This window comes from Ferrovibrio sp., assembly GCF_041906005.1.
Lineage (GTDB): Bacteria > Pseudomonadota > Alphaproteobacteria > Ferrovibrionales > Ferrovibrionaceae > Ferrovibrio.
This window is the reverse complement of the sequence record NZ_JAYRJY010000001.1, coordinates 2,868,332-2,879,803: the sequence shown is the minus strand read 5'-3', so window position 1 is coordinate 2,879,803 and position 11,472 is coordinate 2,868,332. Positions and strand designations below refer to the sequence as shown.

At 63.9% G+C, this 11,472-nt stretch carries 9 protein-coding genes and 1 riboswitch; of the genes, 4 read left to right on the top strand and 5 right to left on the bottom strand.

Features of this window, described 5'->3' with window-relative positions; translation table 11 throughout:
• Positions 1–135: 135 nt before the first annotated feature.
• The 5 genes from ACE3OO_RS14090 to ACE3OO_RS14070 all read right to left on the bottom strand — a co-directional run bounded on the left by ACE3OO_RS14090 (position 136) and on the right by ACE3OO_RS14070 (position 6,601).
• Positions 136–2,493 carry a methyl-accepting chemotaxis protein gene (locus ACE3OO_RS14090; protein WP_374303980.1) on the bottom strand — a complete coding sequence of 786 codons (2,358 nt, stop codon included), beginning with the start codon at positions 2,491–2,493 and terminating at the stop codon, positions 136–138.
• A 67-nt stretch (positions 2,494–2,560) separates the two neighbouring features.
• Positions 2,561–3,091 (bottom strand): chemotaxis protein CheW, encoded by a 531-nt coding sequence (locus ACE3OO_RS14085; protein WP_374304699.1) that lies wholly within the window; start codon positions 3,089–3,091, stop codon positions 2,561–2,563.
• Positions 3,092–3,427: 336 nt separating this feature from the next.
• Positions 3,428–4,975: an acetolactate synthase large subunit gene (locus ACE3OO_RS14080; protein ID WP_374303979.1), complete on the bottom strand. Its 1,548-nt coding sequence runs from the start codon at positions 4,973–4,975 to the stop codon at positions 3,428–3,430.
• 27 nt (positions 4,976–5,002) lie between these two features.
• Positions 5,003–6,043 (bottom strand): cyclase family protein, encoded by a 1,041-nt coding sequence (locus tag ACE3OO_RS14075; RefSeq protein ID WP_374303977.1) that lies wholly within the window; start codon positions 6,041–6,043, stop codon positions 5,003–5,005.
• A gap of 18 nt (positions 6,044–6,061) precedes the next feature.
• Positions 6,062–6,601, bottom strand: coding sequence for a DUF962 domain-containing protein (locus tag ACE3OO_RS14070; RefSeq protein ID WP_374303974.1), 540 nt, complete (start codon positions 6,599–6,601; stop codon positions 6,062–6,064).
• A gap of 285 nt (positions 6,602–6,886) precedes the next feature.
• A riboswitch (glycine riboswitch) is annotated at positions 6,887–6,995 on the top strand.
• A gap of 52 nt (positions 6,996–7,047) precedes the next feature.
• Between ACE3OO_RS14070 and gcvT the strand changes: the two genes are divergently transcribed.
• Genes gcvT through gcvPB form a run of 4 tightly spaced genes read left to right on the top strand, consistent with a single transcriptional unit; the run spans position 7,048 to position 11,461 of the window.
• On the top strand, positions 7,048–8,154 hold the full coding sequence (gene gcvT, locus ACE3OO_RS14065) for a glycine cleavage system aminomethyltransferase GcvT (protein ID WP_374303971.1): 1,107 nt from the start codon (positions 7,048–7,050) through the stop codon (positions 8,152–8,154).
• Between the two features lie 11 nt (positions 8,155–8,165).
• Entirely contained in the window at positions 8,166–8,537 is a 372-nt protein-coding gene (gcvH, locus tag ACE3OO_RS14060) for a glycine cleavage system protein GcvH (RefSeq protein WP_374303969.1), read from the top strand.
• A 15-nt stretch (positions 8,538–8,552) separates the two neighbouring features.
• Positions 8,553–9,893: an aminomethyl-transferring glycine dehydrogenase subunit GcvPA gene (gene gcvPA / locus ACE3OO_RS14055; RefSeq protein ID WP_374303967.1), complete on the top strand. Its 1,341-nt coding sequence runs from the start codon at positions 8,553–8,555 to the stop codon at positions 9,891–9,893.
• Entirely contained in the window at positions 9,893–11,461 is a 1,569-nt protein-coding gene (gene gcvPB / locus ACE3OO_RS14050) for an aminomethyl-transferring glycine dehydrogenase subunit GcvPB (RefSeq protein ID WP_374303964.1), read from the top strand. Before gcvPA ends, gcvPB begins: the two co-directional genes overlap by 1 nt.
• The last annotated feature ends 11 nt before the right edge of the window (positions 11,462–11,472 follow it).

Sequence of the window (11,472 nt, the reverse complement as noted above, 5' to 3'; positions counted from 1 at the left end):
ACGGCAACAAGTTTCTCACATCTTGGGGGTGTTCGGCAAAGGCGGAAACACTACCACCGGATACAACCGGATCTGTACCCGCGAAAGTTCTAATTGAAATCTAAACTCATTCTACAATCTGTCAGATTATCGTAATCAGAACTCTTCCCAATCATCCTCATCCGCAGGCGCGGCCGGCGGCTTGCTGGCCGGCGGAACCGCAGCTTGAACCGGCTTCGCTGCAACGGACTTCGCCTCGGCGGGTTTTGGTGCAGAGGCGAGTTTTGCCGCAGGCGGATTCACCGCTGGCCGTGAACCGGCAAGCCCTGCAACGCCTTGATCGCCTGTGCGGAAAAAACCCACCAATGCAGCCAATTCGGCTGCCTGTTGTGCCAAAGCCTGGGCCGAGGCCGAGGTTTCCTCGACCAGCGCACCGTTGCGCTGGGTCATCTCGTCCATCTGGCCGACGGCGGTGTTGATCTGCTCCAGGCCGGTGGCCTGCTCGCGGCTGGCGGCGGCAATCTCGGCCACGATGTCGCTCACCTTCTTGATCGACGACACGATCTCGGTCAGCGACTGGCCGGTGCGGCCCACCAGATCGGCGCCGGTCTTCACCTGGGTATTCGATTCCTGGATCAGCGCCTTGATGTCCTTGCTGGCATTGGCCGAACGCTGCGCCAGGGCACGCACTTCCTGCGCAACGACCGCAAAGCCCTTGCCGGCCTCGCCGGCACGCGCCGCCTCCACGCTGGCATTCAGGGCCAGCAGGTTGGTCTGGAAGGCGATCTCGTCGATCAGGCCGACAATGTCGCTGATCTTCTGCGCGCTTTCCTCGATGCGGCTCACCGCGGAGACCGCATCGCTCACCACGCTGCCGCCCTTCTCGGCGGTGTCGCGCGCCGCCGTGGCCAGCTGGTTGGCCGCCTGGGCATTGTCGGCATTCTGCTTCACCGTCGTGGTGATCTCGTGCATCGAGGCGGCGGTTTCCTCGATGCTGGCTGCCTGGCTTTCCGTGCGCTGCGCCAGATCCTGACTGCCAGACGAGATTTCGGCCGAAGCGGTTTTCACGGCCTCGGCATTCTCGGCCAGGCGACGGGCGAAATCGCGCAGCCGTTCCGCCATCTGGTTCGCACCATTCTTCAACTGGCCGAACACGCCATGGTAATCGCCCTGCACCCGCTTGGTCAGATCGCCTTCGGCCAGCGCGCCGGTGACATCGGCCAATTCGCCGGTCACGGCATGGGTGCGTTGGATCATGTCGTTCACCGATTGGCCGACGCGCTGCATCACGCCACTCAACCCCCCAAGCTCAACGCGACGCGACAAATCGCCATTGGCGGCGGCCACCACAACCTGCCCGATCGACTGCTCAAACCGGTGTTCCTGCGCCTCGCGTTCGTCGGCAAAGCGCTTTCGTTCTTCTTCCTGTTGACGTTCCAGCCCGAGCTTGTCTTCGGCGTTACGCTTGAACACCGCCACAGCGCGGGCCATTTCGCCCACTTCGTCATGGCGTTCCTGGTATGGCAAAGCGACGGCAAGATCGCCGCTCGACAGGCGATTCATGGTTTGCGTGATGGCATCAATTGGCCGGGAAATATTGCGGCCAATCAGCCACGCCATGAGGATGCCGATAGCCAATGCCGCCAGACCGGCAATACCGGCGATGAACTGCGCTCGGTTGATCGCGCTGGTGTAATCGCTGCTGTCCATGGCGATAACCACGGAACCGAACGGCTTGTCGGAATAGTCCCGCACCGCGCCGATCAGCACGGTGCGTGGCCCGGCCGCCGTTTTCACCCGCTGCACTACCGTCTCGCCCTTCAGGGCCGCAGCCAGATGTTCCGGTCGGGTTAATGCCTCGTTCTCGAAGGTACCCGCAAAGCGCTTCATGCCGTCCTTGTCCTGCACGAACAGGGCGACGTCGACGTCATAACGCTGCTTGAAGCTGTCGAAAAAGAACTGGCCGAACGACATGCCGAGCTCAAACGAGCCGATATGCTTCCCCTCATGGAACACGGGCACCATGCCGCGCACGCCCAGACCCTCGACACCGAATTCCAGGCCCTGGGTTGGCTTCTGTGTATTGTTGGTAGCCACCACGGTATGACGGAAAGACGACAGATCATCGCCGAAGCGGTCCGGACGATGCACACGCAAGAACGATGTGGCGGGTGGCGTGTGAAACTGCATCTGCACCGCACCATGATCTTTGCGCAAAGCCTGGAAGGCCGGCACGAACATCTTGGCCAGACGCTCACGTTCGCCTTCCGCCATCGCCGATTGGGCATCAGGGATATTGGCAACCAATGCGCTGAGCGCGGTTGCCTTGGCGGCATCGGCCGCCACGGCGGCCGTGATGTTCTCGTAATAACTCTGCAACTCGCGCTGCTCGGCGCGGTCGACGAGACCATCCATAACCAGAAGAGAAGGTGTGATCGTCGCCAAGATGGCCAGGACAGCCACAATAGCGGCACAAGCAATCAGGCGCCCCTGCAGACGCAAGTTCTTGATCATTGCTTCCTCTAACCTTGATTGTGTCTCGGGCTGACCTCCTCCCTAGGCGGCCAAGTCACCGGACCAATCAGGCAGCGGCAGGCAGCGCGGGAACACCCTTACTGAAGAGGCGGTTGACATCGATGAGCGCCACCATGCGGTCTTCATGGGTGGCAAGGGCGCTGAGGAAGCCATGCTCCTCGTCAGCAGCCGTGGCCGGCACCGGCTGCAGCGCGCTGGCATCCAGCGCCAGGATGTCGGAGACAGTATCGACCAGCAGGCCGCAGGATTCCGAGCCGATCTCGACGACGATCACCACATTGGCGCTGGTCGGATTGGTGATACCGCCACCGAGGCGGACACGCAGATCGAAAATCGGCACCACGGCGCCGCGCAGGTTGATCACGCCGCGCACGAAAGGCGGAGTATTGGGTAGCGGGGTCACTTCCGTCCAGGCCCGGATTTCGCGCACGCTCAGGAGATCGAGACCGTAATTCTGTTCGCCGATGGTAAAGGTCAACACTTCCTGGTTGCCACGCAGCAGCGAGCCGTTCTGATCGGCAATGGCGGGCATGCCGGCAGCGGGGCTAGCGGCGGGAACGGTGGCGGGCGTGGACATGGCGCTCACACTTTCTGCTGTGGACGGTCGGATGATCTCTAATCTGGAACAACGCGGTAAACGAAACCTTGCGGCTCCGTTTCCCCCCTGACCGCCGTCCTGGGTAACGAGGACGGCGCGGACCCGGTGGGGGTGGGGTTTCGAGTTTTGGCAGAGGCCCCTTCGGTGGTCGGTCCGGCAGCTGGTGTGACATACCGCGCTGCTTCAGGGGTACCGCGCTACAATCATTGGCAAAGTTCTAATTGATCTGCAAACAGAATCCCAAGAGGGAAAATCAGGGGGTTATCGAGAATTAACAGCGTGAAATCCCGCTGCTCCACAACCAGTAGGGTCAATTCAGAAAACCAGCTCTATGAGTTGTGGCCCCTGTACCTCAAGGGCGGCCAGGAAGGCCCGGGCAAAATCGTTCATGTCGTCCACCCGCACGGCCGCTACGCCATGGCCTTTAGCCAGGGCCACCCAGTCGGGGTCGGGCCGATCAAGGGTCAGCATGTCAATGGCACGCGGCCCCGGATTGGCAGCACCTACATTGGCCAGCTCGTTGCGCAGGATGGCATAGGAGCGATTGGCGAACACCACCATGGTTACGTCGAGCTGCTCGCGCGCCATGGTCCACAGCGCCTGCAGGGTATAGAAGGCGCTGCCGTCGCCGGTGAGCGCGACGATCTTGCGATCGGGTGCGGCAATTGCCGCGCCAATGGCAACCGGCAGGCTGTAGCCGATCGAGCCGCCCATGTTGTTCAGCCAGTCATGCGGTGCGGATGCCTGCGATGCCGCGAAGATGCCACGGCCCGAGGTGACTGATTCATCCACCACCACGGCATTGTCGGGGATCAGCACCGCCATGGCGGCGGCAATCTTGTCGGGCGTCGGCACGCCGTCGGGCAGAGCCGGTTTCGGCGGCACGATGGCGGCCGGTACGTTTTTGGGCGCACCGACCAGATCGGCGAGCCGTTCCAGGGCGTCGATCAGATCCGCCTCCACGTCGCAGACGGCGGTGATGTTGCAGTTATCCTGCGTCAGGATGCTGGGCTTACCCGGATAGGCAAAGAAGGCCACCGGCCGGCGCGCACCGATCAGCACCAGTTCACGCACATCCTTCAGGTAGGCCACCGCCTGATCGACCACGAAGGGAATGCGGCCGACATGCGGCAGGCCGCCGCCGCGTTCCATACGCGCGCTGTAGCCGGAATTGGAAAGCTTGCAGTCGGTTGCGGCGGCAATGCGCGCCGCCAGTTCCAGTCCGCGCCGGCGCAGGGCGATGCCGCCCAGGATCAGCATGCCATGCGGGCCGGCCTTCTTCAGTGCGACGGCAGCAGCACGCAGATCCGCTTCATCAGCCTTGGCGCGAGGGGGGACGCTCACCGGGACGGCCACATCGATGGCTTCGTTCCAAGCGGTATCGGCCGGCAGGATCAGGCTGGCAATCTGGCCGCCGTTGCTCATCGCCGCCGCAACCGCCTCGGCGCCCAGGACGGCGACATCGGCGGCAGAATTGGCCCGGCCGATCCAATGCGACACCGGTCGCGCGATACCTTCGATATCTGCGGTGAGCGGCGCATCATATTGCAGGTGATAGGTCGCGTGTTCACCGATCACGTTGACGATACCCGAACTGGCCTTGCGTGCGTTGTGCAGGTTGGCCACGCCGTTGGCGAGCCCCGGCCCCAGATGCAGCAAGGTGGCGGCCGGTTTGTCGGCCATGCGCCAGTAGCCGTCAGCCGCGCCGGTGATCACGCCCTCGAACAGACCGAGCACGCAACGCACACCGGGCACGCGGTCGAGTGCCGCGACGAAATGCATCTCGGACGTGCCGGGATTGGCGAAGCAGGTATCGACGCCGGATGCAACAAGGGTACGAACAAGGCTTTCGGCGCCGTTCATGGCAATCTCCGGGGGAGGTTTTGTTATTCAGACCGTGGCGATCGGCGAAGATGGCGAACCGACAGCGCCCGTCAGTCTAAGCGGTGGCGCGGTAAGCAGGAAGCGGCTGCGCTTGTGCTGTTTCAGATAGGCCGCCAGCTCGGAAAGATACCACAGTTCCCCTAATGGGATGCCCTGCTTGAACAGGCAATGCTCGTGCAGCGGCAGCATGGCATGGCTGCCATCCACGGGTTTCGCCGGCAGGCCCTCGACGGCATAGTTGTCAGCAATCAGGCTACTCACGCCGCTGTCGGTGATCCAGTTCAGCAACGCCCTGTCGCGACCATCCAGCACAGCACAGGAATTCTCCAGGCGGTGCAGGTCGGGCTTGCGCCCCATGCTTAAGACAACGTCGCCGAAGCCGGTGTAGAAACAGAGCATGTCGCCCTTCTCCACTTCCACCTTCTGCGCCTGCATCGCCCGCATCAGGCGGTCATAGCCGATCCATTCGCGGCGCTCGCCGCATTCCTCGTGCAAATTCACCAGCACGCCACGGCCCTGCAGGCCGTGCCGGGCGAAATTGTGGATGCCGAGCGCCTCGGTGCCTTTGGAAGGGAAACGCTCCAGTCGCGGCTCGCCCACGTTGCGATCCTCGACATCGGGCACATCGCTGCCACCGCGCCAGCCATTATAGAAGACCCGTTCAGGCACGCCGTCGCCATCGGCATCGAACATCGAGCCAATATGGGCGAAGCTGTCCCATTGCGTGGAATACTGCAGGTACAGCAGGGCCGCATCATCGCTGGACACATCCGTGACGCGCGGATCGTACATCGAAAGCGGTAGCGCCATGTTCGGCCGGCCCTCGCGCACGACGGCGAAGAGCTGCGGCGGGAAACGGCGCGGATTGAGCAGGTTGCCGCCGGGATATTCCAGCGGCAGCGACAGACAGAACGTCCTGCCTTCACGCACCTCGGCGATGCCCTGCTTCACCTTCTCAGGCGTTATCCAGTTGACCCGGCCAATCCGGTCGTCCGGCCCGAAATCGCCCCAGTTCGACCCTTCGGGCCGGTTCTTCCAGCGTGCCATTGGTCCTCTGTCTTGGGTTTACGCCGCGCGTTCCTGCATCGCAGCATAAGAATAATGCTTCCAGCGCATCTCGACCGCGTCATGCAGTTCCTTGCGCAGGCCGGCGGCAAAGACGGTTTCCGCCACCAGGAAAGTCGGGCCGATCAGGGCCTGCAGCAGATTGTCGGCCAGGGCGGGGCGGCGGCCCTCGAAAGCATGGCCGACCAGCTGGAACACCCAACCGCCGACGAAGAAAACCGCAAAGGTGATCCAGCCGACCGTGCTGCCCATCGCCGCCACCTGCTCGGCCAGCAGCATCAGCACGAAGCCGACCAGCACCATCAGGCCGCCGACCGTGCGGTCGAGCCAGAGATAGAAGATGCCAGTGGCGAACCACAGCACAGTGGCCAGCGTGATCGTGGCCTGGCCACCCCAAAGCTGGGTCAGCACCACCCAGTGCAGCGGGATGAAGATGGCAAACACGATGGACGGGATGCCGATGAAATGGGTGGCCCGGTTGCGCGGATCGCGGTGATAGGCCGAATACATCGCCATCTGCTCGACGAAGAACGGGTTCATGGCGGTTTCCTCCGGATTTTTATTGTCCCTGCGAGTCGCGGCCGAGTCGCCGCCCGCGGGCATCTTGTGGATAAGCCTAAGCCCCCCTAAGGCATTGTCAATTGTGGAGTTTTCGCGCTGCCGTTACGTCAGCGGGAAAGGGTTTGACTCTGTTGCACCGCAGCCTATTCTCGCGGCGTCGCATTCAGTCCGGCGGGAGAGACGCGAAACCCGAGCTTTAACGGGGGCCCGCGCGCCGAAGGAGCAACCGCCCCGGAAACTCTCAGGCCGAAGGACCGACCGGACTGGCGACACTCTGGAAAGCGGATCGGGGGTCCAATCCCGATCCCACCGAAGGAGTAAGCCGTTTCAGATCAACGGCGAATCTCTCAGGTCCCGGGACAGAGGGGGCGAACGGCGAAACCACCCGCCGCTTCGACTCTGACTCTGTTCACAAGGTGACCTGCTTGGGCGATACGGCCGAAATTCTCAAAACCACGCCATTGAACGCGCTCCATAAGGAGCTTGGCGCCCGCATGGTTCCCTTCGCCGGCTACGAGATGCCGGTGCAGTACCCGACCGGCATCCTGACTGAACACAAGCATACCCGCGCAGCGGCCGGCCTGTTCGACGTCTCGCATATGGGCCAGGTGAAGATCACCGGCGCCGATCCGGCCAAGGCGCTGGAAGCGCTCGTGCCCGGCGACATCGTCGCGCTGGATGTCGGCAAGATGCGCTACACGGTCTTCACCAACGATGCCGCCGGCATCCTGGACGACCTGATGGTGAACAAGCGCGACCGCGACCTGTTCGTGATCGTCAACGCCGCCTGCAAGGAGCAGGACATCGCCCATATGCGGGCGAACCTGAAGGGCGTCGAGATCGAATATCTGGAAGACCGCGCCCTGCTGGCCCTGCAGGGCCCGGCGGCCGTCGACGTACTGTCGCGCCTGAACTCCGTGATGCCGGCGATGAGCTTTGGCATGGGCGCCACGCTGGCGCTTGGCAAATACGAGGCTTTTGTCACCCGCTCGGGCTATACCGGCGAGGATGGCTTCGAGATTTCTCTGGCCGCCGACCAGGCCGAAGACTTCGCGCGCTGGCTGCTGTCGCAGCCGGAAGTGAAGCCCATCGGCCTGGGCGCACGCGACAGCCTGCGCCTGGAAGCCGGCCTCTGCCTCTACGGCCATGACATCGACACCACCACGACGCCCATCGAGGCCGGCCTGGCCTGGACGATCTCCAAGCGGCGGCGCGAGGAGGGCGGCTATCCCGGCGCCGCCATCGTGCAGCAGCAACTGAAGGATGGCGTCTCGCGCAAGCGCGTCGGCATCCAGCCCGAGGGCCGGGCGCCGGCCCGCGAGGGCACCGAAATCCTGAACGACAAGGGCGAGAAGATCGGCGTGATCACCTCGGGCGGTTTCGGCCCCAGCGTCGATGCGCCGGTCGCCATGGGTTATGTCGCCACCGATTACGCCAAGGCCGGCACGCCGCTGAGCCTGATGGTGCGCGGCAAGCCGCTGCCCGCCAAGACCTGCACCCTTCCCTTCATCACCAAACGCTACGCCAAGTAAGGAGACGATCCATGACCACCCGTTACACCAAGGACCATGAATGGATCCGTCTCGATGGCGATGTCGCCACCGTGGGCATTTCCGATTACGCCCAGAGCCAGCTCGGCGACGTGGTATTCGTCGACCTGCCCGCGCCGGGCAAGAAGGTGGAGGCCGGCGCCGAAGTGGCGGTGGTGGAATCCGTGAAGGCCGCCTCGGAAGTCTATGCGCCGGCCGGCGGCGAGGTTGTGGAAAGCAACCAGGCGATTGCCGACGACCCGGCGCTGGTGAACCGCGCCGCGCAGACCGATGGCTGGTTTGTGAAGCTGAAACTGTCCAACAAGGCCGAACTGGATGCCCTGATGGACCAGGCCGCCTACGACGCCTATCTGAAAACCCTCTGACGCAAGGAGCGCGAGATGCGCTATCTCGGTCTGACCGAAGCCGATCGCAGCGAGATGCTGGGCGTGATCGGCGCGCCCAATATCGATGCGTTATTCAAGGATGTGCCGGCCGGCGCGCTGAATCCCGCGCTCGACCTGCCGCCGCACCAGGGCGAACTGGAGGTCGAGCGTGCCTTCGCGGCCCTGGCGAAGAAGAACGTCTCGCCGATGGATGTGCCGTTCTTCCTCGGCGCCGGGGCCTATCGCCACCATGTACCAGCCGCTGTCGATCACCTGATCCAGCGTTCGGAATTCCTCACGTCCTATACGCCGTATCAGCCCGAGATCAGTCAGGGCACGCTGCAATACCTGTTCGAGTTCCAGACCCAGGTGAGCATGATCACCGGCATGGATGTGGCGAATGCGTCGATGTATGACGGCGCCACTGCTGCCGGCGAGGCCGTGCTGATGGCCCAGCGCATCACCAAGAAAGCCAAGGCCGTGCTGTCGGGTGGCCTGCATCCGCATTACCGCGATGTGGTCGGCACCCTGATGGATCAGACCGACCAGCCCCATGTGGCCGCCCCCACCGATCTGGCCGGCAACGAGGACCTGAGCGGCCTGATCGACGACCAGACCGCCTGCGTGGTGGTACAGAACCCGACTGTGTTCGGCCATCTGCGCGACCTGTCGGGTCTTGCCAAGGCATGCCAGGCCAGGGGCGCTCTGCTGGTGGTGGTGGTGACCGAAGTGACCTCACTGGGCCTCGTCACGCCGCCGGGCGCCATGGGCGCGGATATCGTGGTGGCGGAAGGCCAGGCTCTGGGTGTGCCGCTCAGCTTTGGCGGGCCGTATGTGGGCCTGTTCGCCACGCGGGAGAAATATGTGCGGCAGATGCCGGGCCGGCTGTGCGGCGAGACGGTGGACCAGGACGGCCGGCGCGGTTTCGTGCTGACGCTGTCGGCCCGCGAGCAGCATATCCGCCGCGAGAAGGCCACGTCCAACATCTGCACCAATTCCGGCCTCTGTGCGCTGGCCTTCACCATCCATCTCAGCCTGCTGGGCGAAGCCGGCTTCACCCGACTGGCCGAGATCAATCATGGCAAGGCGGCGCAACTGGCCGAAAAGCTGAACGGCCTGAAAGGCGTGAGCATCGTGCCGCAGGCCTTCTACAACGAATTCGCCATCACCCTGCCCAAGCCTGCGACGGATGTGGTGGAAAAACTGGTGGCGAAGAACATCCTCGGCGGCGTGCCGGCCGTGCGGCTTTTCCCGGGCGAAAAGGCCCTGGACAACGTGCTGCTGATCGCGACCACCGAAACCAATAGCGAAGGCGACATGGACAAGCTTGTCGCCGCCCTGAAGGAGGTGCTGTGATGCTGAACCGTCAGGGACGCCCCACCACGCCGAACCAGGCCGCCGACAGTGCGGCTGTGGGCACCATCACCGGCAACCGCGGCCTGCAGATGGAAGAGGCCCTGATCTTTGAGCAGGGCGTCGAGGGCCGCAGCGGTGTGGACCTGCCTGCGCCGCCGAAAGTGGCCGACCGCCTCGGCGGCCTGCGCCGCACCGGCAAGATCGGCCTGCCGGGCCTGAGTGAGCCGCAGGTGATCCGCCATTTCGTGCGGCTGAGCCAGAAGAACTATTCCATCGATGCCGGGCTGTATCCGCTGGGCTCCTGCACGATGAAGCACAATCCGCGCCTGAACGAGAAGATGGCCCGCCTGCCGGGTTTGGGCGATCTGCATCCGCTGCAGCCCGTTTCCACCGTGCAGGGCGCGCTGGAACTGATCGACCAGTTGGCCGGCTGGCTGAAGAAACTGACAGGCATGCCGGCCGTGGCAATGTCGCCCGCCGCCGGCGCCCATGGCGAACTCTGCGGCCTGATGGCGATCCGCGCGGCGCTGAAAGCCCGCGGCGATGTGCGCAAGCGCATCCTGGCGCCGGAATCCGCCCATGGCACCAATCCGGCCACGGCGGCGCTCTGCGGCTACACGGTCGATCCGATCCCGGCCACGGCCGACGGCCGCGTCGACCTCGATGCCCTGCAGGCCAAGCTGGGCCCGGATGTGGCGGCGATCATGCTGACCAATCCGAATACCTGCGGCCTGTTTGAGCGAGACATCCGCAAGGTGGCCGACATGGTGCACGCTGCCGGCGCCTTCTTCTATTGCGACGGCGCCAACTTCAACGCCATCGTCGGCAAGGTGCGGCCGGGCGATCTGGGCGTGGACGCCATGCATATCAACCTGCACAAGACCTTCTCCACGCCCCATGGCGGCGGTGGCCCGGGCTCGGGCCCTGTGGTGCTCTCCGAGGCCCTGAAGGATTTCGTGCCGGTGCCTTACGTGGTGCATGGCAGCGCTGGCTTTAAACTCGTCGAAAGCGGCGACGCCAAAAGCTTCGGCCGCATGAAGGCCTTCCACGGCCAGATGGGCATGTTCATCCGCGCACTGGCCTACATGATGAGCCATGGCGCCGATGGCCTGAAGCGGGTGGCGGAAGACAGCGTGCTGTCGGCCAATTACGTGATGGCTTCGCTGAAGGATGTGATGAGCCCGAGCTTCGAGGGCCCGTGCATGCACGAGGCTTTGTTCGACGACCGCTTCCTGAAGGATACCGGCGTCACCACGCTGGATTTCGCCAAGGCGATGATCGACGAGGGCTATCACCCGATGACGGTGTATTTCCCCCTCGTGGTGCATGGCGCCATGCTGATCGAGCCGACCGAAAGCGAGAGCAAGGACAGCGTGGATACCTTCGTCGGCACCCTGCGTGGCCTGGCCGAGAAGGCGAAGCAGGGTGACCAGGCCGAATGGTTCCATGGCGCGCCCTACATGACGCCGCGTCGCCGCCTGGATGAAACCCGCGCCGCCCGCGCCCCGGTGCTGCGCTGGAAACCCGGCACCAATGGCGCGCCGATCGACAAGGCGGCGGCGGAGTAAGCCGCGCCCTA

Excerpts from the sequence above, each read along its gene's own strand:
- ACE3OO_RS14090 (WP_374303980.1), bottom strand. The coding sequence starts at position 2,493 with ATGATCAAGAACTTGCGTCTGCAGGGGCGCCTGATTGCTTGTGCCGCT.
- ACE3OO_RS14085 (WP_374304699.1), bottom strand. The coding sequence starts at position 3,091 with ATGTCCACGCCCGCCACCGTTCCCGCCGCTAGCCCCGCTGCCGGCATG.
- ACE3OO_RS14080 (WP_374303979.1), bottom strand. The coding sequence starts at position 4,975 with ATGAACGGCGCCGAAAGCCTTGTTCGTACCCTTGTTGCATCCGGCGTC.
- ACE3OO_RS14075 (WP_374303977.1), bottom strand. The coding sequence starts at position 6,043 with ATGGCACGCTGGAAGAACCGGCCCGAAGGGTCGAACTGGGGCGATTTC.
- ACE3OO_RS14070 (WP_374303974.1), bottom strand. The coding sequence starts at position 6,601 with ATGAACCCGTTCTTCGTCGAGCAGATGGCGATGTATTCGGCCTATCAC.
- gcvH (WP_374303969.1), top strand. The coding sequence starts at position 8,166 with ATGACCACCCGTTACACCAAGGACCATGAATGGATCCGTCTCGATGGC.
- gcvPA (WP_374303967.1), top strand. The coding sequence starts at position 8,553 with ATGCGCTATCTCGGTCTGACCGAAGCCGATCGCAGCGAGATGCTGGGC.
- gcvPB (WP_374303964.1), top strand. The coding sequence starts at position 9,893 with ATGCTGAACCGTCAGGGACGCCCCACCACGCCGAACCAGGCCGCCGAC.